The sequence below is a fragment of the Helicobacter pylori SA221C genome (assembly GCF_000476855.1).
In the GTDB taxonomy this organism is placed as follows: Bacteria; Campylobacterota; Campylobacteria; order Campylobacterales; family Helicobacteraceae; genus Helicobacter; species Helicobacter pylori_DK.
The window spans coordinates 17178-40587 of record NZ_CBPT010000003.1 but is presented as its reverse complement, the minus strand read 5'-3'; the positions used below and the strand labels follow the sequence as shown (position 1 = coordinate 40587).

Genomic DNA, 23410 nt, shown 5'->3' with positions numbered 1-23410 from the left:
TGAGTTAGATTAGCCCTTGCAAGCTCTATAAGGCTATTAATTTATTGCCCATTTATCTATTTCTTGTAAAATACGAGTTTATTTTTAGCGTAAAGAAATTGATGATCAGTCTCATAGAAAAAGCCCCTTACATTCCCTATCCCCTAGCTCTTTATGAAAAATTAGAGCAACCACACACCTTGCTTTTTGAAAGCGCTGAGATTGAGAGCAAAGCGCACACCAAATCCCTTTTAATGGCTAAAGCCTGTTTGAAGCTCATTTGCAACCACAATATCGTAACTATCACTAGCCTAACGCCTAATGGTGGGGCGTTTTTGCAAAAATTGAGCGCGTTTTTTAAAACGCCTATACAAGACAACGCCCTAACTTTAACCTACACCAAAAATAAAAAAACGCAAGATGAGTTTTTAAAACTCTTTGAACCTAGCCCTTTTGACGCTTTAAGGGGGCTTTTTAAAAGCGTTAAAACAAAACCCAAACACCCTTTTACGCTTTTAAGCGCGGGCGTTTTTTCTTTTGAAATGCTCAATTTTTTTGAAGATTTGCCCCACTTAAAAGCAAAAGACAACACAGTGCATGACTTTATTTTTTATGTCGCGCAAAATTTGATCATCATAGACCATAAAGAAAAAAGCACTGAAATCTTGGGGGCGTGTTTTGATGAACGCTTTAAAACAGAGATAGCCCAAGAATTACAAAGCTTAAAAGAGTTGGCTAAAAACATCAAAAGCGATTTTATCCCTAAAAAATCCAAGCAAAGTAGAGAAGTTAGCGTTAGTTGTGATGATAGCGAGTTTGAAAAAAGAGTGCTATCCTTACAAGAAGAAATCAAAAAGGGCGAGATTTTTCAAGCGGTGTTGTCGCGCAGCTTTTATATGGAGTGCTTGGAGGGTTTGAGCGCGTATTACCATTTAAAGCTAACTAACCCTAGCCCCTATATGTTCTATATCAAAGACAGCGATTTTATCCTTTTTGGGGCAAGCCCTGAGAGCGCTTTAAAATACAACGCTCTAACCAACACGGCTGAAATTTATCCCATTGCTGGCACTCGTTTAAGGGGTAAGGACCAACAAGGGAATATTGATTACGATTTAGATAGTAAAATGGAATTTGATTTGCAACACGACTATAAAGAAAGGGCTGAACACATCATGCTAGTGGATTTGGCCAGAAACGACATGGCCAGAGTTTCAAAAAAACGCTATTGCGACAAGCTTTTAAAAGTGGATAAGTATTCCAATGTCATGCATTTAGTCTCAAGGGTTGTTGGGGAATTGAAAAAAGGGTGCGATAGTTTGCATGCTTACAGGAGCTTTATGAACGCCGGCACGCTCAGCGGGGCGCCTAAAATCTCTGCGATCAAGCTCATTTACCAGTTAGAAAACCAAAGGAGAGGCTCTTATGGGGGGAGTGTGGGGTATTTAAACAGCGAGGGTTCTATGGATTCTTGCATCACCATCCGTTCATGTTTTGTTAAAAACAATAGGGCGCTGATCCAAGCAGGAGCCGGTATCGTGTTAGACAGCGTGCCACAAAACGAAGCGTATGAAACAAGAGCCAAAGCGCAAGCCCTTATTGATGCGATCAGGAAAACAAGCTTATGAAAATCTTTTTTATAGACAATTTTGATTCTTTCTCTTATAATTTGGTGTATGAGTTAGAGTGTTTGGGTTATGAAGTGGCCGTTTATCAAAACGATATTGATCCGAGTTATCTTATGGGTTTAATGAATGAAGAATTAAAAACCCCTTTATTGTTCATCTCACCCGGGCCAGGTAACCCTAATAGTTCAGGCAATCTTTTAAAAATCATTGAAATGGCTAAAAAGAAATTCCCCATTTTAGGGGTTTGTTTAGGCTTACAGGCTTTAGCGCAAAGCTATGGGGCTAAAATCATAAGGAGTAAAGAAATCGTGCATGGCAAAGCGACCACTATCGCGCTCAAAAAGCATGCCGTTTTTAAAGGTTTAGGCGAGAGCATGGTGGTGGGGCGTTACCATTCTTTAATGGCGAGCGGGTTGCCTAAAAATTTAGAAGTGATCGCTAAGCATGACAATATTCCTATGGCTATTGTCAATGAAGAAGATAAAATCTTAGCCTATCAATTCCACCCTGAAAGCATCATGACTTTACAAGGGAGGGCGTTGTTAGAGCAAAGCGTGGGGTTTTTAGAAGGGTTATCATGAAAGAGATTTTAAACGCTCTGTATCATCAAAAAGATTTAAACGATGGAGAAGTCCAAAAGTTATTCACCCTCATTATCCACGAAAAAGTAAGCCCAGCGCAACTTGGGGCCATTTTATGCGCTTTAAAAATCAAGGGCGAGAGCTTTAAGGAGATTAGCGTCGCTGCAACCACGCTCTTAGAGCATGCCCCTAAGCCTTTTGATAGTGGCTTGGATTTAATAGATAATTGTGGCACAGGGGGCGATGGGTTAAAAACGATTAACATCAGCACGATTGCTGCGCTCATTGCTAGCTCTATGGGATTACCTATGGCTAAACATGGATCAAGGAGCGTTTCCAGTCATAGCGGGAGCGCGGATTTGTTAGAAAATTTAGGCGTGAATATTGAAATGAACCCCACGCAATTAGAGAATTGCTTCAAACAATCGCGTTTTGGGTTTTTATTCGCGCCTTTATACCATCAAAGTTTTAAAAAATCCGCCCCTTTAAGAAAAGAGCTTTTCACTAAAACGATTTTTAATTGCTTAGGGCCTTTAATCAACCCCTTAAGGCCAAAAATCCAGCTTTTAGGCGTGTATGACAAATCCTTGTGTAAGACCATGGCGCTAGCGTTAAAGGCTTTGGGCGTTAAAAGGGCGATGGTGGTTAATGGAGGGGGGACAGATGAAATCGTGTTGCATGGCATTACGCATGCGTGTGAATTGAAAAATAACGGAATTTTAGAGTATGACTTGAATGCTAAAGATTTTGATTTGCCCCCCTATGATTTGAAAGAATTGCAGATTGAAAACGCGCAAGAAAGCGCTCAAGCGTGTTTGGATATTTTAGAAAATAAAGGCAAGGATTCGCACACGATGGTGGTTGTGGCGAATGTGGCGAGTTTGTTGTATTTAAGCCACAAGGCTAAAGATTTAAAAGAGGGCGTTTGCATGGCTTTAGAGCATTTAAAAACCAAAGCGCCTTATACGCATTTGCAAAAAATCATAAGATTAAGCCATGCCTAGCGTGTTAGAAAACATCCTTAAAGACAAGCTCCTAGAAGTTTCTATGCTTAAAAAAAATCACGCTTTAGCGACAAACATAAACCCAAGCGATAGGGATTTTAAAAAGGCGTTACTAGAAAAAAAGACCAGCTTTATTTTAGAATGCAAAAAAGCATCGCCCTCTAAAGGTTTAATCAGAAAAGATTTTGATCTGTTGAAAATAGCCAAAACTTATGAAAAATTCGCCTCTTGCATTTCAGTTTTAGCCGATTCTAAATATTTTTTAGGTTCTTATGAAAACATTAAGATGGTTTCGCAACATTCCATTAAGCCCATTTTATGCAAAGATTTTATCATTGATGCTTTTCAGATCAAACTCGCTAGAATGATGGGGGCGAATGCGGTGCTTTTAATGTTAAGCGCGTTAGATGATAAAAATTATTTAGAGCTTTTCAACCTCGCCAAATCCTTAAACATGAGCGTGTTAACTGAAGTTTCCAACAAGCAAGAAATCAAGCGCTTGCTCAAACTCCAATACGACATTATAGGCATCAATAACAGGGATTTGCACACCCTGACAACCGACATTAATAACACGCTCAAATTACGCTCTCTCTTGCCTAAAGACGCGCTCGTGGTGAGCGAGTCCGGTATTTATTCGCATGTGCAAATCAAAGCCCTAGCCCCTTATGTGAATGGCTTTTTAGTGGGCAGCTCTTTAATGGCACAAAAAGATTTGAAAAAAGCATGCATTAAATTGATTTTAGGCGAAAATAAAGTGTGCGGGCTTACAAGGATTAAAGACGCTAAAGCCGTTTATAAAAACCATTTTATTTATGGGGGTTTGATTTTTGAAAAATCTTCGCCCCGATACATCAAGCCTAAAAAAGCCCTAAAAATCACAAAAGCGGTTAAAAAACTGGATTTTGTAGGCGTGTTTGTGAAAGATAAAATTAAAAAAATTCAAAAAATCGCTAAAAAGCTTGATTTAAAAGCGGTGCAGCTTTATGGCTATTCGCAAAAAGAAATCGCTCAATTAAAAAAATCGCTCCCTAAAACTTGCGCGATCTGGCAAGTAATAAGCGTGATGAACGCTAAAGATTTAGCACCTAAAATTAAAGAAGCCTCTCTAATCTTATACGACACTAAGGGGGATAAAATGGGAGGCAATGGCGTGAGTTTTGATTGGGAAATTTTAGAAAATGTCAAAACGCCTTTCATGCTAGCTGGTGGGCTTAATTTGGATAATATTCAAAAAGCCTTGAAAATTAAAGCGTTGGGGTTGGATTTCAATTCCGGTTTAGAAACAAGCCCTGGGATTAAAAATAGGGATAAAATCAAGCGATTAGCCCGAATTTTAAGAGAGTATTAAATGAATAAAAAAGCGTATTTTGGGGAGTTTGGAGGGAGTTTTGTTTCAGAATTGTTAGTGCCTGCATTAAGAGAGTTAGAACAGGCGTTTGATGCGTGTTTGAAAGATGAAAAATTCCAAGAAGAATATTTCCATCTTTTAAAAGATTTTGTGGGCCGTCCTAGCCCTTTAACCTTGTGTCAAAATATCGTTTCTAACCCTAAAGTCAAGCTTTATTTAAAACGAGAAGATTTAATCCATGGCGGGGCGCACAAGACTAATCAAGCCTTAGGGCAAGCCCTTTTAGCGAAAAAAATGGGGAAGACAAGGATTATTGCTGAAACAGGCGCTGGGCAGCATGGCGTGGCGACGGCTATCGCTTGCGCGTTGTTGGGTTTAAAATGCGTGATTTTTATGGGGGCTAAAGACATCAAGCGCCAGGAAATGAACGTTTTTAGAATGCGCTTATTAGGCGCAGAAGTAAGAGAGGTTAATTCAGGGAGCGCGACGCTTAAAGACGCTGTGAATGAAGCCTTAAGAGATTGGGCGAGCAGTTACAAGGACACGCATTATTTGCTAGGCACAGCCGCTGGGCCGCACCCTTACCCTACGATGGTTAAAACCTTTCAAAAAATGATAGGCGATGAGGTTAAAAGCCAAATTTTAGAAAAAGAAAACCGCTTGCCTGATTATGTGATCGCATGCGTTGGAGGGGGGTCTAACGCTATAGGGATATTCAGCGCGTTTTTAAACGATAAAGAGGTCAAACTCATAGGCGTAGAGCCAGCCGGTTTAGGGCTAGAGACTAATAAACATGGGGCGACTTTGAATAAGGGGCGTGTGGGGATTTTGCATGGGAATAAAACCTATCTTTTACAAGATGATGAAGGCCAGATTATAGAAAGCCATAGCATTAGCGCTGGGCTTGATTATCCAGGAGTGGGGCCAGAACACAGCTATTTAAAAGAGAGTAAGCGTGCGATTTATGAAAGCGCAAGCGATGCTGAAGCGCTAGAGGCCTTCAGTTTGTTGTGCCAAAAAGAAGGCATTATCCCGGCGCTAGAAAGCTCACACGCTTTAGCGTATGCTTTAAAACTCGCTCAAAAATGCGAAGAAGAAAGCATCATCGTAGTGAATTTGAGTGGTCGGGGGGATAAGGATTTAAACACCGTTTATAACGCTTTAAAAGGAGGTTTAAAATGAGGTATCAAAACATGTTTGAAACCTTAAAAAAACAAGACAAAATGGCGTTTATTCCGTTTGTAACCTTGGGCGATCCTAATTATGAATGGAGTTTTGAAATCATTAAAACCCTAATTGATAGCGGGGTGAGCGCTTTAGAATTGGGGTTTGCTTTTTCAGACCCTGTAGCGGATGGCGTTACCATACAAGCGAGCCATTTAAGGGCGTTAAAACACGCTAGCATGGCTAAAAATTTCCAGCTTTTAAAAAAGATTAGAAGCTACAACCATGATATTCCCATAGGGCTTTTAGCGTATGCGAATCTCATTTTTTCTTATGGCGTTGATGGCTTTTACGCTCAAATCAAAGAATGCGGTATAGATAGCGTTTTAATAGCGGATATGCCCCTAATAGAGAAAGAATTAGTCATCAAATCCGCTCAAAAACACCAAATCAAACAAATCTTTATCGCCAGCCCTAATGCGAGCGTTAAAGATTTAGAACAAATCGCTACGCATTCGCAAGGCTATATCTACACTTTAGCCAGGAGTGGGGTTACAGGGGCGAGCCATACTTTAAAAAATGACGCAAGCACTATTATTAAAACCTTAAAAACCTTTAGCCCCACCCCCGCCTTACTGGGCTTTGGCATTTCTAAAAAAGAACACATCACAAACGCTAAAGGCATGGGTGCTGATGGCGTGATTTGCGGCTCAGCGTTAGTCAAAATCATAGAAGAAAATTTAAACAATGAAAACGCCATGCTAGAAAAAATTAAAGGGTTTATAGGAGGAATGATTTTTTAAGGCTTTTAGGCTTTGTTACGTCAAAAAATTAAAGATTATAGATTAACAATCATCATCAGGTTTTATTGCATGCGCGTTATTATTGGGTGTATTTTTCTAAATCTGTGAAAGGCACTGTTCTTGTTGTATTGGGCTTTCCGATTCTAGGCATACCATTCACCAAATGTGTAGCGTAGGAAATACTGCCATAAGCCTAACAACAATATAAAAGTAGCCTTGTAGTGTGGTTGATAGCGGCTTAAAATCGCAGGTATTTTGATAATAAAAAAGGTTTCATACATACCAAGCCATAAGCTTTTTATAATGCTTTTAAAAAGAACTATTGATTACTCAGTCCTTTTCGTCTTCGGGTTCTATGTCTATTATGTTATTGTCATGGCTGATTGCTTTCAAAGTATTTAAGATTTTATCTGCCTTTTCTTTTGCTTCAAGCACCTGTTTATATCCTTCAGCTGCTTTTTTATATCCTTCAGCTGCTTTTTTATATCCTTCAGATTCTTCTTTAGCCACATAGTATAGTGCTTCCAAGATTGGTTGCATTTCAGCTTTTTCACTTGCTTTTGCAAGACCCCCATGTTCCTTTTTCATTTCGTGAGTGAGATGAGAAGCATTTTTATTTTTGCCCTTTGTATTCATAAAAATCCTTTACGATTGATTTAAAACTTTTCATTATAATAGGCTTAGGCTTAGCTTAAATAGTGCAAAAAATTTGAGATCTTATGATTTTATGTGTGGTTTTAAAAAGCAACTTGTTTAATTGATCTAATATTTTTAAGAGCAAGGGATATGAAATGAGATTATCCCAAGCTCTATTTTAAAGTTTTTCTAATAACCCAAGCAACGCCCTTTTATACTCTAACGCTGTTGTTTCATCCTTGCCTTCAAAGCGGCTGACTAAATAGGGGGTGGTGTTGCTTGCACGAATAAGCCCAAAACCATGTTCAAAAACCACTCTCACGCCATCAATGCTGATGATTTCTTTGATTTTAGGGAAATGGCTTGGCGGGTTTTTAAGCGCTTTTTGTAGGTTATGAATGATTTCAAATTTTTCTTCTTCGCTCACGGCAATTTTTTCTTCAGGCGTGGTGTAGGAATAGGGGAGGTTTTTAATGGTGTTTTCCAAATCGCTTGGACTTTGTTCGAGCAATAATTCTAAAGCCCTTAAGCATGCATAAAGAGCGTCATCATAGCCAAAATAGCGCTCTTTAAAAAAGATATGCCCGCTCATTTCAGCCGCAAAATGCGCGTTGGTTTCTTTGAGCTTGATTTTTAAATTGCTATGCCCGGTTTTATACATGAGCGTCTTGCCAAAAGTATTAATCGTGTTATACATCACTTGAGAGCATTTGACTTCGCCTATCACAAAGGGGGTGATGCCTTGAGCATGCAAGCGTTTAGCGAATAAAATCGCTAATTCATCGCCCGCATAAATGTGATGAGAGCTTAGCATCGCAATCCTATCCGCATCGCCATCAAAAGCAAAGCCTATTAAAATAGCGTTTTCTTGCATGTGTTTTTCTAGATCTTTTAAGTTTTTCACTTCGCTAGGGTCTGGGTGGTGGTTAGGGAAATTCCCATCAGGATCGCTATAAAGGCTGCTAAAATCAATGTTTAAAGCCTTTAAAATAGGCTCTAAGCCTAACGCTCCCACGCCATTGCCAAAATCCAGGGCGATTTTGTATTTAAGATTTTTTAAATGCTTAAAGTCCTTGATCAAATAGCGCTGATACGCTTCTAGGGCATTGGCTTTCTCTGGTGTTTCTTTTAGGGGTTTTATTTCATGCTTGGCGTTTAAAAGCGTGTCTTTTAAAGCCTGAATGTCCTTGCCATAAAACGGGTTTTGGTTGAGCGTGATTTTAAAGCCGTTGTATTCTTTGGGGTTGTGAGAGCCAGTGATCATGATGGAATTAGGGCATTGGATGCCATTGATTTTATTAAAGGCCGCAAAATACGCTACCGGTGTGGGGATTAGCCCTAAATCATACACTTTCAAGCCGCTCGATTGCAGCCCCGCGCTCAAAGCTTCAAACAAAAAGCGCCCATGCACCCTTGCGTCATGCCCTACAAACACGCTTTTATCGTATTCTCGCATGATTTTCCCTAACTCCACGCCGATACTAAAGGCGTTCTTTTCGTCTAAAGTGGTGGGGTAAATACCTCTAATATCGTATTCTCTAAAAATGCTAATGTCCATGTTATGACTCCTTGTTTTTGAATAAATTTAAACCCTGTTCGCATAAATTTTGCCATGCGTTTGTTTGATCTTTTTGTTTTAACTGAACGCATTTTTCTAAACTGGCTTTAGATTTTGCTTTTTGGTTGGTTAGATCCAGTAAACTGGATTGCAAGTATAGGGCTTTTTGGTGATCTTCTAAAGAAAGCCTGCGGTTTAAAAGCTTGTCTAGCGTTTCTAACGCTTTTGAATAATCTTTGGTGGTTCTGTAAGCGTCAATTAGGGCAAATTCGCTAAAGGGCGTGTAAGAATAGTCCTTATAAGCGTCTTGGAGTTTGAGTAAGCTTGTGGCATAAATTTTGACGCTTTTAGGGTCTTTTTCATTTTCTAGCAATTTAAAATAAACCAACGCCATGCGTTTATCGTCTTTGAAATGCTTTTCTAAAAACGCATATAAATTGAGAGCCAATTCTTTTTCATTGTTTTGCATGTAATCTGAAAATAAAACAAAAGCAATATCATAAAATTCTTTTTTGTTTAAACTTTGAGCGAGAGTTAAAGCGTCTTTAGAAGCCAGAGTGGAATTTTTAAAATCCCCTAAGCGGTAGTAATTGCGCCCCAAACGATAAAGCCATACCAATTTCTCGCTAGGGGTTTTAGCCGCTTTTAAAGCGTTTAGGGCAATGATTTGCGCTTTTTCTTTGAGCGATGCGAAATACAAGCAATCAAAGGCTTGGATTTCTTCTTTGGGGCTGAATGCAAAGGCGGTGATCTGGGATAAGTATTTTAAAGCTTCTTCGCAACGATTGTCCTCTAATGGGGTTTTAGCAAGGATATTGAGCGTTTTTTGGATCAAAGGAGAATCTTTAGGCAAATTTTTTTGCATGCCTAACACTTCAGCATAACGCTTATTTTCAAACAAGAGTTGGGCTTTCAATTCTAAAGCCTTTAGGGCTTCATTAGAATTAGGGAAATTTTGAATGATTTTATCATAGTGGGCGATTTTTTCTTGCGTGTTCCCTTCCATGGAAAAAAGGGCTTTTTCATCGCGCGCTCTAACGACAGAAGCTTTATCCAATTCCGCATGATCTTGCAAATATTGCAGGTTGTAAAGGTGGGCGTTCTTAAAGTCCTTGATCCTTGCATACAACGCCCCTAAATCATAGAGCGCTTGCTCTTTAGCTTTCAAGTCATCGTCTTGATTAAGGAGCAAGTGAGCGATCTCAATCGCGCTTTCATTCATCTGGTTTTTTTTCAATAACTTGAGCAAGTCTAGGGCTGATTCGCTATGCGTAGAAATATAATCAGGGTTGGATTGGACCACCTTATCAATGAGATATTTAGCGTTATTAAAGTTTTGATAGTTTATCTCTGCTTCAGCCCAATTAAGCGCGATTTCACTCGCGCTCTCTTTGTCTTTAGCGTTAGAAAAAGCTTCTTTAAAAAGCATGTTAGCGTTGCTCAAATCAGAGCCTTCAGCCGCTTCAATGGCTAAACGCATTTGGGCTAAGGGCGCGTAGTGGGAGTCTTTATATTCTAAAAGAATGCGTTTGTAATAGTGCATAGCCTGTTTGTAATTGTTGTTCTCGTCTAAAGCTTTGGCGACATAATATAGTGCTTCAGGGATATTGGGATCGGTCGGGTAATTTTTAATCCACTTGGTGCCAATATCTATGAGTAAGGATTTTTTAATGCCTAATTGGCCTAATGCGATAATTTCTAATAAATACAGATCTTTTTTAAACATCGTTTGAGGGTAGTTTTTAAACGCGCGGCTGATCGTTCGTAAAGCGTCAAAATAGGCTTGCGAATCCATTTGTTTTTTAGCCTCTAAATAAGCGTTTAAATCATAGCCCTTTGTGGTGAGTAGGGGTTTGTTATTCACGTCTAGTTCTTGAATTATAGGGGTTTGAGCGTCTTTAATGACAATGGGGAAATTCAAGCCTTTTTGAGCGTTGTCTTTTTCGCTCAAAAAAGGGATATTTTGATCATAGCCTATGATTTGCCACATTCTGGCTTTAGGATCGTTTTCCACAAAAAGGGGGATCGCTTTTTTATAATCCCTATCAAAAGAAAAAAGGGTGAGTCTTCGCATCACTTTGGGTTTGATGTGTAAAATGAATTGTTGTTGGCGCATAGAATAGGTGATATTGAAAAAAGCGTTTTCTAAAGGGGTAAAACCCTCCTTAGGGATGGAGTCTATCACGCATTCTATGGGGCGTTTAGCGTGTATAATGGATAGAGAGGCTTCAATCCCGCTTGGCGGTTTTTCATTGGTATAAAAACAAGAAAACGCCTTATTGTGTCGTAAGGTTAAAACCGAAAAATCTTCCCCCCCTTCCTTGCCTTGCGTGAGCGTGAGACTTAAGGCGTTGAGAGAATGGGAGAGCAAGCCCATTAAAAGAAAGATTTTTGACTTAAGCCACAAACTCTAAAAGCCCTCGCATCATAAACACAGAGAACAAACATGCTAACGCCATGGCAATAATGACCGCATAAATGGGCATGGTAGCGTTTTGGGTGTAAATATCGCTTTGAGCGTAGCTTTGTAAGGGCTTATTGAAAAACATCGCCACGAGCCAACGGAAATAATAAAACGCAGCCACCGCGCTATTAACTAACATCACCACCGCTAAAAGAATGTGATTGCTCTCTAAAGCGCTTTCAACGGCTAAAAATTTCCCCCAAAACACGCTAAAAGGCGGAATCCCTGCAAGCCCAAAAACAAAAATAGCGCCCAAGATCGCCACTAAAGGGTGGGTTTTGATAAGGCCGTTGAATTTAGAATAGGGGTGATCGTAGCGTTCATCCCATGTTTTTTCCCGGCTTTTTAAGAGCCATAAAAGGCCAAAAGCCCCAATGTAAGTGAATGCAAACATGAACCAATAAACAAACATCGCCTGTTGGCTATCTTCAGTGTGGATAAACACGCATGCTAAAGCGAACCCAGAATGCGAAATGGAGCTATAAGCGAGCATTCTTTTGACATCTTCTTGCCATAAAGCAATGAAATTAGGGATGGTGATAGTCATAAGAATCAAAACATAAAAAATGTCTTCTACCCAAGCGATGCGAGTGTCTATAAACGCCCCAAAAAGTCGAGTCGCTACCACAAAGCCAGCGATTTTAGGCACAATGGAAATATAGCTCGCAAAGACTGGGTTATTGCCCTCATACACATCAGGCATCCAGGTATGGAAAGGCACTAAAGAAACCTTAAAGCCAATCGCTCCAATCAAAAAAATAGCGCCCATCGCAAAGAGCATGGGGTTTGTAACGCCCTCAGTGTGCAAGTATAGGGTAATGACTTCAAGATTCAAGCTCCCTGTAAGCAAGTAAAAAGCCATAGCCCCCATAGCAAAAAACGCGCTCGCCATCGCCCCCATAGTGAAATATTTGATCCCTGCTTCCAAGCCGTAGCGTTTGTCGCTCAACGCCATTAACACGCAAAGGGGTAAGGACGCTGTCTCTAACCCAATAAGGATTAACAATAAATGGTTGCTTGAAACCATGAACTGGAAGCCAGCGACAATAAACAAATATAAGGAATAAAATTCAGCGGTTTGAAATTCGTTGAAGCGCTCTTTTGAAAGGGCTAAGAAAATGAGCAAAAAGGCTGAAATCAAGACAATGCTTTGAGAGATGAGCGAGAGGGTATCCAAGCTCAAAAACCCAAAAAAGGCGTTTTCTTGCTCTTCTAACCCTAAAACCACCAAAAAATCCAAAACCAAAAAGAGCATGCATAAAAACACATTCAAATTGCGTGAAAACCTGGAAGTGAAAGCGTTGATTAAGAGCGTGAAAATCCCCCCACACACCAACACCAGCATGGGCAAAATGCTCTCAAAATTGAAGCTATCAAAAGAGATATGGAGACTATCTATTAGCATAAGAGACCTCTTTTATCTTAGTATCCAATGAACCTAAAAAAGGGAGCGAGCGGATTTCTATCACCTCTAAAAGCTGTTTAGAGCCTTGCTCAATCGGTTTTAAAAGCATTTTAGGATAAATCCCTAAAATTAAAATCAAAGCTAAAATCACGCTTAAAACCCCTACCTCACGAGCGTTCAAATCTTCAAACACGCTGATTTGATTGTTCCCGGCTTTCAAATTACCAAAGAAGACATCTTTATATGAAGTGAGCATGTAAACCGCTGATAGGATGATGCTTGTCCCAGCAATGATAGCTAAAAGAGGGTAAGTGGCAAAAAACCCTAACAAGCTCAAAAACTCTCCCACAAAACCAATGCTTAAAGGCATGCCCACATTCGCCATTAAAACGATCATAAAAAAGGCGGCAAAAACAGGAGCGCTTTTAGCGATGGATCCAAAGCGAGCGATTTCTAAACTGCTGGCGCGCTCTTCCAAGATACCAGCGAGCAAAAACAATCCCATGACGATAATACCATGCGCAAACATCATAAACACCGCCCCTGAAATCCCTTCAACATTGAAAGAAAAAACCCCAAGCACCACGACTCCCATGTGCGAGAACGAGCTATAAGCGATGAGGGTTTTTAAATCCTTTTGAGCATAAGCTAGAAAACCTCCATAAATGATCATGCAAAGTGCTGCAATGGCTATGGGGGTTAAATAAATCTCTGAAAGCTCAGGAAAAAGCGGGAGCAAGAAGCGTAATAAGGCGTAAGTCCCCATTTTAGAAAGCAAGGCCGAAAGCATGACAGAGCCTAAAGTAGGGGCGTTAGAATACGCATAAGGCAGCCATGTGTGTAAGGGAAAGAGCGGGATTTTAACCGCAATCCCTATTAAGAAAGCCACAAAGAGCCAGGTTTTAATTCCGCTAGAAAAGTTCAATTGATACCAGTCTAAAATATCAAAACTCATCATGCCGTAATTGCTAGCGTAGTAATACCCAATGTATAAAATGCCTAAAAGCATGCATAATGACGCTAAAAAGGTGTAGAGAAAAAACTTCATGCCCGAATAGATTTTGTTATTGCGGCCAAAACGACCGATGAGGTATAAGACCGGCAAGAGCGAGATTTCCCAAAAAGCGTAGAAAAAGATCACATTAAGAGAAGAAAACACGCCCATCAAAATCCCCTCTAACAACAAAAGACAGATCGCAAAGTCTTTACGACGCTCTTTGATATAAATCACGGACAATAACACCACGATAGCGTTTAAGAGCAACAAAAAGAGCGCGATGCCATCAACGCCCACATGGTAATTCACGCCAATTTGATAGATTAATTCCTTTGTTTCTTCAAACTGCATGCCTGCTGTTTGAATATCAAACCCATGCCACAACAACAAGATTAATAACAATTCAATCAAAGCGATGACAATCGCATACGCCCTGCTCGCTTGATCGCTCATAAAGAACGCTAATAGCGCGCTCAGCATGGGGAAAAAGATCACCACACTTAAAAGATGCGCATGTAAAAACTGCATTTCTTATCTCCCAAAAAAAGCTACAAACGCTAACAAGATTAAAACCCCAGCCACCATGAAACGCAACATGGAAGTTAAATTCCCATCTTGACTGATCCTAAACACACGCCCTATGACAAAAACGCTTCTTCCTATAGCATCCACTATCGCATCAATGATCTTTAATTCCACGACTTGGTGCAAGAATGAAGCGATAGCGCTAAAAACTTTTGCAATCCCTTGATAGAGTTGCGGGATATAGTATTGGTTGAGCAAGAGCTTGTATAAAAAGCCCCCCTCTTTTTTGGAAGTGATACCATTTTTATATTTAAATATGGCATAGGCGATGCTCAATAACACCACTATGGTGGTGATACTGATTAAAAGAGCGAGCGGGACGGGATACTCTCCAACGCTAGGGATCACTTGAGAAATAAAATGGAAAAACGGCTCTTCAAAAAACCCGGCAATGACCGCTAAAACCCCTAAGGGCAGCATGCTTAAAAGCATGAAATTTTTGGCTTCATGGGGGTGGTTGATTTCGTGCTGTTTGGGTGCAAAAAACACCAGCATGATGAGCCTGAAGCTATAAAAAGCGGTAAAGATCGCCCCAACTAAAAGTATAAACCATAAAATGTGGTGGTGCATCCCAAAAGCCACTTCTAAAATTTTGTCTTTAGAAAAGTATCCTGCGAAAGGGTAAATCCCGCACAAAGCCACTGATCCTATAATCATAAAGACAGCTGTGATCCTCATAGGCTTGTATAAAGCGCCCATTTTAGTAATATCCAGATTGTCTTCCATCGCATGCATGACATTCCCTGATCCTAAGAAAAGGAGGGATTTGAAAAACGCATGCGTGAAGAGATGGAAAAGCGCGATCGCATAAGCCCCAAGACCGGCCGCTACAAACATATAACCCAATTGAGAAAGCGTGGAATAAGCCACAATGCGTTTTAAATCCTTATTGACTAAAGCCATGCTCGCTCCAAAAAGAGCCACAAACGCCCCTAAACATGCGATGAAATAACCCACTTCAAACACCGCGCTATACAAAGGGTTGGCTCTAATGACCAGATACACCCCAGCGGTTACCATCGTCGCTGCATGGATGAGAGCGGACACAGGGGTTGGTCCCTCCATAGCGTTGGCTAACCATGTGTGCATAGGGAATTGCGCGCTCTTGCCCATAGCGCCAATGAAAAGAAACACGCTGATGAAAAAGAGCATGGAATAATCGGCGTTATTAAGTGTGCTAAAGACTTCTTTATACTGAAGAGTGCCAAAATTCCAAAAGATCAAAATAATCCCCATGAGCATGCCTAAATCCGTGATCCGATTCATCACAAAGGCTTCAATAGAAGCGTTGTTCGCGCTTGTTTTATGATACCAAAAGCCAATGAGCAAGTAAGAGCATAGCCCCACCCCTTCCCAACCAATGAAAAGCCCTAAAAAATTATCGCTCAACACCAACACCAGCATGGAAAACACAAAGCCGCTGAGATAGGAAAAATAGCGGTTAAACCCTGTATCATGCTCCATATAGCCTATAGAATACACATGCACTAAAAAAGAAACTAAAGTGACCACGACAATCATGACCGCATTGATATTATCCAGCATGAGAGAAAAGCCGACTCTAAAATTCCCCACCACGATCCAATCAAACAAATATTTTTCATAGCTTTGATGATGCCATGCTTGAATAAAAAGAACCACCGCGCCAATGAAAGAAACCAGCACGCACAAAGAATTGAAAACGCCCACATGCAACGCTCTAGCTTTAGCCCCAAACAGCCCCGCATAAAGTGCACCGATTAAGGGCAAAAACAACACCACTGACAGCAAAGAAGAATATTGCATGCTTAACCTTTCATAGCGTTTAAAGAATCAATGTCTAAGCTCTTGTATTTTTTAAACCACAAAATCACCAAGCCCAAACCAATAGCCACCTCACTAGCGGCAATAGCGATAATAAAGAGCGCGAACATCTGCCCGTCTAAATTGTGCGTGTATTTAGAGATCGCTACAAAACCGATATTGATCGCATTGAGCATGATTTCTGTAGAAAAAAAGAGTAACAGAATGTTTTTGCGTTTCAGCATGCCCGCTAAACCAATGCAAAAGAGCAACCCTGAAACAATCAAATAGTGGTTTAACCCTATCATAGAGATTCCTTTATAAATTGCGTGTGATTTTTCCCATGGATTTTTTGAATCCCTGTAGCGATGCCTCCAACCATAGCGACTAAAAGCATTAAAGCCGCCGCTTCAAAAGGGATGAGATAATTGGTAAAAAGCACATAACCAATCGCTTTAATGTTAGGGATTTGCGCATCAATAGCGTTGGAATTGACTTGCTTAGAAAGGTTTTCGCCAATGCTAGGAGCGCTTAAAATCAAGGTGAGCAATAGCGCCACGCCAAATGAAAGAACGCACAAGATTTTAGGGCTTTGCTTGCGTTCAATGACTTCTGCAGCGGAGTTGAAAAACATCATGCCAAACGCATACATCACAATGACTGCGCCCACATACACCGTGATTTGCACCACGCCCAAAAACTCAGCGTCTAGCAAAAAGAAAAAAGCAGAGATAAAAACCATGCTGCTAGCAAGAGCGGTAATGGCATAGAGGATATTCGTGGTGGTGATCACCACTAACGCCATGCTCAAAGTAAGGATCGCAAAGAAATAAAAGGCAATGGTTTCAAACATTTTCATCTCCCTTATTACTTTCTGGGCTTGGAGACTCTTCTTTGGATTCTTCTTTTGAGGGCTCTTGAACATAATCTAAAGGGGTGGCTTGCATGCGTTCGTTGTAATTAGGGCTTACCGCACCAAAGCCTAAAAACTCGGCATGCGAGCAGTTTTTAGCGTCTTGTTCGCTCGTTAAGAACTCGCTTTTAGAGCCGTATTGGGAGCGTTGGGTGCTAGCGTTTTCAAACCGATTCCCCATAACAATCGCTAATTCTGGGCAAACTTCCGCGCACAACCCGCAATAAATGCAACGCCCTAAATTGATCGTGTAAGAATCGATCTTTTTGCGGTTGTCTTCGCCCTTATGCGTGATGATCCTTATGCAATTGCTCGTGCAAATCTTTTCGCACAGCCCACAGCCGATACACCTTTCAGAGCCTGAGTCTAAAAGCCGTTGCAGATTATGCACTGCGCGATAGCGTGGGCTTAAAGGGAGTTGCTCCATAGGGTAATGGATGGTTACGCTTGGGCTAAAAAATTCCTTGATCGTAAGCCCTAGCCCTTTGAATAGATCCAAACCCAAGCTCGTTTTAACGGTGTCTTTAAACTGCTCGGTCGCGCTATGGACTTCGGCTCGTTTAGGAAGTTGCTTGTATTCTTGTTTGGCCATAAAACCTCCTTTAAATTAAAATGATAATGCCTGTTAGCACGATGTTCAATAACGCTAAAGGCAGCATGATTTTCCAGCACATATCCATCAGTTGGTCTGGGCGCACATGCGGATAAGTCGCTCTAACCCACATGGATAAAAAGACAAAAAAGCCCGCTTTAATCAAAATCGCTATGCCTCCAGGGATAAAGCCCCATGCGTTAAACCCACCAAAAAACACAATAGAAATCACAAAAGAAAAAGCGAATAAATGCGCGTATTCCGCTAAAAAGAACATGCCCCATTTCAAGCCGCTGTATTCGGTGCAATACCCCGCCACGATCTCGGCTTCATGCTCTAACAAGTCAAAGGGGGTTCGATTCAATTCAGCGTAGCTTGCGATCAAAAACAAAACAAACGCTAGAGGCTGCTTAAACACAAGCCAGTCTAAAAACCCACCGCTTTGGTAATGATTGATTTCCACTAAAGAGAGCGACCCTACCACCATTAAGGGGGCTAGAATGGTTAAAGTGCTGACCACTTCAAAGCTGAGCAGTTGGATCGTCGCTCTTGCGGAACCAATTAAAGAGTATTTGTTATTAGAGGCAAGCCCGGCTAAAATAGGTGCATAAATCCCTGCTGAACCCACGGCTAAGAAAAACAAAAAGCCAATGTTGATGTCAGAAATAAGGGGCTTGATTTCATAGCCAAACAGAGTGAAATTAGGGAAAAAGGGGATGGGCGCCATGGACACAAACGCGCTCACCATCGCAATAATGGGCGCTAGCGTGAAAATGAACTTATTCGCACCTTGGGGGATAATGTCTTCTTTGGTGAAAAGCTTAATGCCGTCTGCTGCGACTTGCAAAAGCCCAAAAGGCCCCACATAACAAGGCCCTAAACGGCGTTGGAAATAGGCTAACACTTTCCTTTCAATATAGGTGGCAAAGCCTCCTAAAGCCGAAAAAACAGCGACTAAAATCAAAATTTTAATCAAGGTTTCAATGATATAAGCGCTCATGCTTGCTCCTTTAAATCCACGCTATCAAACACGCCCTCTCTAAAAAAGCCAGAATGGTTTTTCAAAAGAGAAGGCGAAATGACAAACACCTCTTGATCCAAGCTCTCATCAAGATACAAAACGCCTGTTAATTCCTCTTCTTCTTTAGATAAAGTGATGTTTTGCCCCACTTCTTTATTCAATTTCTTTAAGAAAGCTTTAGACACATAGACACCGGCTTTTAATTGCAAATTCTCGCTTTTATTAGTAGCGTTATTGAATTGCGTTTCTGGGTATTTTAAATACGCGTTGAAAGCGATTTTTTCTTTTAAAGGCTTGATAGGCTCGCATTCTATGGTTTCGCATTCTTTAGCGCTGTTTTCAAAATGGCTTGTTCCTAATAGATAGCCTCTGTGATTGACTCTGTCGTTAGTGAAATAGTTGGTTAGATGATCAAATTCTATGGCTTTAAAGCCCGCTTCTGTAGGGAGTTTGTGGGTGCATTCTGTGAGATTTTCTTCCACAAAGCCAAAGCCTTGCATAATATCGCTCAAGTCATAGCCCTCAAACCTCAAAGCCGGTTTTAAGGGCAACACACGCCCTTCAATATTGGTGATCGTGCCTTCTAGCTGGTTGAGACTGGGCAAAATAAAATCCACTTTACTCACAGCGTCTTTCCCAAAAACCCTATCATCGCTATTGATAGTGAAATCCCCTTGAGCGCGAATGCCTACAATTTTTTCATGTTCAAAAACTTCTTCGCTCAATTGACAAATAGAAGCGATGCCTAAAGCGTTCGCGCTTGGAGGGATAAGAATGAGTTTAATAGCGCTTTTTTGGGCTAACAAACGCAACATTTTAGCGATGTTATGGGCTTGTTTGTGGCTATAAATTTCTTCGCCAACCACCAGCAAGGTGTTATTTGATTTTTGCAAAAGAGCGAGAATTTTTTCATAAGTTTCTAAATTGATGCCCGCTTCTTCAAGCAACAAATAAGTGGTTTTGGTAGGGACTTCAATGCTTTCTTCTTTAATCTCTGTCTTGTTTTCTGTTTGATTTTCTTTTGGAGTAGTTGCTTCTGTTTTATCCTCTTCTTGATTTTCTGCCTTATTTTCTCCAATACTGCACCCTTGCTCGGCTTGTTCTAAAGCTTTTTTTCGCTCTTCTTCTAAGGCTTTAAGAGCCGCTTCATCTACAATATTTTGCTTGGAATCTTCTAAGCTTTTTAGAGCCGCACTTTCAATGTTAAGCATTTTTAAAAGCATGCCTAAAAGGATTTCTTCAGCCCCCACTTCATGGGTGATGCAAAAAGAGCTTCGGCACAAATTCGCTAGCGCGTTATCCTTGATAGGGTGCATAGCGATTAAAGAAGCTTTATTGAGTTTGAGAGCGTTATTAATAGCATAGCGCACCAAAGGGTTTTCTGTTTTGATAGAAGATCCTATCGTAACGACCAAATTGGAAGTTTTAATCTCTTCAATATTGGGGCGTTTAACTTCGCCCAATACTTTTAAGAATTGCTGGAAACGATACACTTCTTGATTGTAGATTTTAAAATCAAGCTCTTTTCTTAAACGCTCTATTAAAAACGCCTCTTCATTCGTAATATCCCCACCTATTCGCACCGCTTCGCATTCTTTGAGGGCGTTTTGCGCTTCTTTAAGATTGGCGCTGCCTTTAGGGCTAGAGCTCACATCAAAAGCGAAACGGCCTGCCCCACAAATAGGGTTATGGTAAAAATCATTAAGCACCCTAAAAATTTTAGATTCTTCGCCTAGAGTATCAAAATGGCGCACATCATAAGAAATCAAACACCCAGCCGAGCAATGCGAACAAGTAGAATGGATCTTTTTTAGTTCCCATGCGTTAGCCGTGTAAGCGAAATCTTTATAGCTCAAAGCACCCACAGGGCATACCGCAATGCATTCCCCGCAATCATAGCAAGGCACGCTGCCCACAAAAGAAATAATGCCTTTTTGCTTACGACTCCACACGCTAAAAGCGTCTTTGGACATGCTGTCTTTAAACTTATCCGGAGCATGCAAGTCGGCTTTAGTGGCTTTAAGGTTGTTTTCGCCCACATTGTCCTTGCAAGTGGTTACGCACCTTTCGCACATGATGCACAAATTAGGATCATACAAGGCTTTTGCCCATGAATCTAGTGCTTTAAAATCATCAGCCACCGCATAAGGTTGGTGCTCTACGCCGGTTAAATGCGTCATGTCTTGCAATTCGCACTCCCCACTTTTATCGCACACGCCACACTCTAGGGGGTGGTTGACATCATAAGTTTGCATGATGCTTTTTCTTTCATCCATGAGCGTGGGGGTGTTAGTGAGGATTACGGCATTGTTTTTGGCTTTCGTGTTGCAGCTATAAATGCGTTTGCCATCCATTTCAACCATGCACATTTTGCATGCGACCGTGGGCGAGCAACCGCTTAAATAACAAATAGTAGGGATGTAGATCCCAGCACTCCTAGCAGCCTCTAAAACGCTTTGTCCCTCTTGGCATTCAATCGTTTTGCCATTGACATTCATTGTGATCATGAAATTCCTTGAGAGTGGGATAAAATAGGGATATAAGGGTAAGCATCAAAAAACGCCCCTTCTAAAATCGCAATCAAGCCCTTCAAATGGGGGCTTTCTTCTAACTCGCATTCTAGCGTTTTATTTAAGATTTGAAACTCCGCTTTAGAATGCTGTATCTTATTAGCGATTTTAAATTGTTTGGAAAAAGATAATTTAGGGGTTTTAAGGCTCTTGTAAGAAACATAGACAAACGAGCCGTTAGCCTCACCCATTCGCTCTAAAAGTTCTAAATCTTTTAATTGAAGCTCTGATTCAAAAGGCAAAATGCCCTCTTTAAAGGCTGTTTCTAGCAACCATTCTTGATCTTTAGAATCATAAAAAGCGGCCGTTGCGTTTGAATCATTGCAAGGGATATGCAAAATTTCTAGGTAGTTTTGCAACTCGCTTAAAAGGGTGTATAAAAAAGCGTTGTCAGCATGCTTAGCGATTTCTCTGTTTAAAACAAGCGCCCTTTTTTTTGCTTTAACAATAAGCGCAATAAGTTCTTGCAATTCTTCTTCGCTCATGTTCGCTTCAGAGCTTAAATACCCCACATCAACCTTTTCTAAAACATGCCCTTTTAATTGGGAAGTTTTTTCTAAAATGCCCCTTAAAATCAAAGCCAAAATTGCCACTTCCGTGTTGATTTCATACGACGCAAAAAGGCAATTTTCTTGCAAATCTCTTGTATCTTGTAAGGGTCTTAACAAGGCGTAGGGGCGTTTTGATTGGTTGATGCTTCCTAAAATCAATCGTTCATTTTCATTCAAACAAGCGTTTGAAAACCCCCCAAACAAAACGCACAAATCGCTTTTTTCTAAAAGGTTTAAGCTATCTTTGGTCATCTTGTAACTGATTTTAAACCCTTTTTGAAGAGATAATTTTTCTAAATAATAGGCTTCTTTCAAGCTAAGAGAAGAGCTTGCACTTAAGGGAGAATTTAAGGGGTTAAAGCCGCTCAAAATCAAGCCTTTTTTCTCACGACAATCGTCCAATCCGCTTGATTGAAACGCAAAGAATTGAGGAGCTCATGCCCTTTAGATTGGATAAATTCAGCGCTCTTAGGGATATTAGAAAAATCCCCCACTTCAAACATGAAAATAGCGACTTCATTGGGTTGCATTTCTTTTTCAATCAATTCTTCTAATCGTTCAAAAATACCCGCTTTTAAGGGGCGTAAATCAAAGCGTTTCATCTATCCACCTCGCCAAACACCGCATTGGTTGAGCCAATCACGGTTACTGCATCCGCTAAATATTGCCCCACTAAAATATCGCTTAAAGCCCCAATATGATAAAAGCTAGGGGCTCTGATTTTTAATCTGTGAGGGTAAGGCTCGCCCTCTGAATGGATAAAAAACCCTAATTCCCCTTTAGGGCTTTCTGTGGGGGCATACACTTCCCCAATGGGCGGGCGCATGCCTTGAGCCACTAAAACAAAATGCTGCATCAAGGCGTAGTTTTGCGTCATTATATCTTCTTTAGGGGCAGAAATATAATGCGGGTTTTGGGCCATGATGGGCGTATCGGTTTTAGCATACATGGGAATGAGTTGTTCAATGATGCGAATGCTTTCATCAATTTCTAACATATACAAACAATACCTATCATAGCTGTCGCCATAATTGCCCACCGGCACATCAAAATCAAGCTCTTTATAAAGCTCATAAGGCTCTTCTTTTCTAATGTCATAAGCGATCCCAGTCCCTCTTAACATGATACCGCTCATGCCCCAGCTTTGCGCCATTTTGGGCGTTACAACGCCCACATTTTCCAAGCGTATCCGCCAAATGCGATTCTTATCCAATAAGCCTTGAATGAGTTTTTTGCATTCCCTCATTTCGCCTAAAAACTTTTTCAAGCCCTCTAGCCAATTAGGGGGTAAATCCAAAGGCACGCCCCCAATCCTTATAGCGTTATGCGTGAGCCTGGCCCCGCAATAATCCTCCATTAAATCCAAGCCGTATTCCCTCGTTTTAAACGCATACAAAAACACGCTCATCGCCCCCACATCTAAAGCATGCACGCTGATAAAAAAGATGTGTGAAATCATGCGGTTAAGCTCTAGTAAAATCGTGCGGATCACTTGCGCTCGGCGCGGGATTTCTAAATTGAGCAAGGTCTCTACCGCATAAGCGTAAGCGTAATTATTACTAGTAGAAGAAGTGTAATCCAACCTGTCAGTAGTGGGCATGTATTCGTTATAGGTCATGTTTTCGCCTAACTTTTCACAGCCTCTATGCAAGTAGCCAATTTCAGGGGTAGCCTTAATGATTTTTTCGCCCTCTAATTCCAAAATCAAGCGCAATTGCCCATGACTACTGGGGTGTTGGGGGCCAAAGTTTAAAATCATTTGGTTGTCGTCATGTTCAAAAATGATGTTTTCAAACTGAGGGTTGAGTTTCGTGAAATTTTGAGCCATT

Annotated in this window: 20 protein-coding genes; 6 read left to right on the top strand and 14 right to left on the bottom strand. The window is 40.8% G+C overall.

Annotated elements, in window-relative coordinates:
• Nucleotides 1-101 precede the first annotated feature (101 nt).
• From trpE to trpA, 6 genes are read left to right on the top strand one after another with little or no spacing between them, the layout of a single operon-like run.
• Complete coding sequence (gene trpE, locus QU01_RS02760) at nt 102-1604, top strand: anthranilate synthase component I (protein ID WP_033762045.1); 1503 nt, start codon at nt 102-104, stop codon at nt 1602-1604.
• On the top strand, nt 1601-2185 hold the full coding sequence (locus tag QU01_RS02755; RefSeq protein ID WP_033762047.1) for an aminodeoxychorismate/anthranilate synthase component II: 585 nt from the start codon (nt 1601-1603) through the stop codon (nt 2183-2185). The genes trpE and QU01_RS02755 overlap by 4 nt, the downstream gene beginning before the upstream one ends.
• Entirely contained in the window at nt 2182-3189 is a 1008-nt protein-coding gene (gene trpD, locus QU01_RS02750) for an anthranilate phosphoribosyltransferase (protein WP_033762049.1), read from the top strand. Before QU01_RS02755 ends, trpD begins: the two co-directional genes overlap by 4 nt.
• Nucleotides 3182-4540: a bifunctional indole-3-glycerol-phosphate synthase TrpC/phosphoribosylanthranilate isomerase TrpF gene (gene trpCF, locus QU01_RS02745; protein ID WP_033762052.1), complete on the top strand. Its 1359-nt coding sequence runs from the start codon at nt 3182-3184 to the stop codon at nt 4538-4540. The genes trpD and trpCF overlap by 8 nt, the downstream gene beginning before the upstream one ends.
• The gene (trpB, locus tag QU01_RS02740; protein WP_033762054.1) at nt 4541-5722 is read left to right on the top strand and encodes a tryptophan synthase subunit beta; all 1182 of its coding nucleotides are present in this window, start codon (nt 4541-4543) and stop codon (nt 5720-5722) included.
• A complete protein-coding gene (gene trpA / locus QU01_RS02735) occupies nt 5719-6507 on the top strand; it encodes a tryptophan synthase subunit alpha (protein ID WP_033762055.1) in 789 nt (262 codons plus the stop codon). The genes trpB and trpA overlap by 4 nt, the downstream gene beginning before the upstream one ends.
• Before the next feature lie 330 nt (nt 6508-6837).
• Here trpA and QU01_RS02730 read toward each other — a convergent pair whose 3' ends face one another.
• From QU01_RS02730 to nuoD, 14 genes are all read right to left on the bottom strand, one after another.
• Nucleotides 6838-7143 (bottom strand): SPFH domain-containing protein, encoded by a 306-nt coding sequence (locus tag QU01_RS02730; protein WP_033762057.1) that lies wholly within the window; start codon nt 7141-7143, stop codon nt 6838-6840.
• 178 nt (nt 7144-7321) lie between these two features.
• Nucleotides 7322-8701, bottom strand: coding sequence for a phosphomannomutase/phosphoglucomutase (locus tag QU01_RS02725; RefSeq protein ID WP_033762059.1), 1380 nt, complete (start codon nt 8699-8701; stop codon nt 7322-7324).
• Nucleotide 8702: 1 nt separating this feature from the next.
• Nucleotides 8703-11108, bottom strand: coding sequence for a DUF7494 domain-containing protein (locus QU01_RS02720; protein ID WP_080248339.1), 2406 nt, complete (start codon nt 11106-11108; stop codon nt 8703-8705).
• Entirely contained in the window at nt 11098-12570 is a 1473-nt protein-coding gene (gene nuoN, locus QU01_RS02715) for an NADH-quinone oxidoreductase subunit NuoN (RefSeq protein WP_000904231.1), read from the bottom strand. Before nuoN ends, QU01_RS02720 begins: the two co-directional genes overlap by 11 nt.
• The gene (locus tag QU01_RS02710) at nt 12557-14095 is read right to left on the bottom strand and encodes an NADH-quinone oxidoreductase subunit M (protein ID WP_033762062.1); all 1539 of its coding nucleotides are present in this window, start codon (nt 14093-14095) and stop codon (nt 12557-12559) included. The genes nuoN and QU01_RS02710 overlap by 14 nt, the downstream gene beginning before the upstream one ends.
• Nucleotides 14096-14098: 3 nt before the next feature.
• Nucleotides 14099-15937 carry an NADH-quinone oxidoreductase subunit L gene (gene nuoL, locus QU01_RS02705; protein WP_033762064.1) on the bottom strand — a complete coding sequence of 613 codons (1839 nt, stop codon included), beginning with the start codon at nt 15935-15937 and terminating at the stop codon, nt 14099-14101.
• Nucleotides 15938-15939: 2 nt separating this feature from the next.
• Nucleotides 15940-16242 carry an NADH-quinone oxidoreductase subunit NuoK gene (gene nuoK / locus QU01_RS02700; RefSeq protein WP_000579759.1) on the bottom strand — a complete coding sequence of 101 codons (303 nt, stop codon included), beginning with the start codon at nt 16240-16242 and terminating at the stop codon, nt 15940-15942.
• Nucleotides 16239-16787, bottom strand: coding sequence for an NADH-quinone oxidoreductase subunit J (locus tag QU01_RS02695; protein WP_000464191.1), 549 nt, complete (start codon nt 16785-16787; stop codon nt 16239-16241). Before QU01_RS02695 ends, nuoK begins: the two co-directional genes overlap by 4 nt.
• Nucleotides 16780-17439, bottom strand: a complete 660-nt coding sequence (gene nuoI, locus QU01_RS02690) for an NADH-quinone oxidoreductase subunit NuoI (RefSeq protein ID WP_033762067.1) — start codon at nt 17437-17439, stop codon at nt 16780-16782. The genes QU01_RS02695 and nuoI overlap by 8 nt, the downstream gene beginning before the upstream one ends.
• Before the next feature lie 10 nt (nt 17440-17449).
• Entirely contained in the window at nt 17450-18439 is a 990-nt protein-coding gene (gene nuoH / locus QU01_RS02685) for an NADH-quinone oxidoreductase subunit NuoH (RefSeq protein ID WP_001277308.1), read from the bottom strand.
• Nucleotides 18436-20967 (bottom strand): NADH-quinone oxidoreductase subunit G, encoded by a 2532-nt coding sequence (locus tag QU01_RS02680; RefSeq protein WP_033762070.1) that lies wholly within the window; start codon nt 20965-20967, stop codon nt 18436-18438. The genes nuoH and QU01_RS02680 overlap by 4 nt, the downstream gene beginning before the upstream one ends.
• A complete protein-coding gene (locus tag QU01_RS02675) occupies nt 20964-21950 on the bottom strand; it encodes a hypothetical protein (protein WP_033762072.1) in 987 nt (328 codons plus the stop codon). The genes QU01_RS02680 and QU01_RS02675 overlap by 4 nt, the downstream gene beginning before the upstream one ends.
• A gap of 2 nt (nt 21951-21952) precedes the next feature.
• Complete coding sequence (locus tag QU01_RS02670; RefSeq protein WP_000819168.1) at nt 21953-22183, bottom strand: NADH-ubiquinone oxidoreductase subunit E family protein; 231 nt, start codon at nt 22181-22183, stop codon at nt 21953-21955.
• Nucleotides 22180-23409, bottom strand: coding sequence for an NADH dehydrogenase (quinone) subunit D (nuoD, locus tag QU01_RS02665; protein WP_033762074.1), 1230 nt, complete (start codon nt 23407-23409; stop codon nt 22180-22182). Before nuoD ends, QU01_RS02670 begins: the two co-directional genes overlap by 4 nt.
• Between the last annotated feature and the right edge of the window lies 1 nt (nt 23410).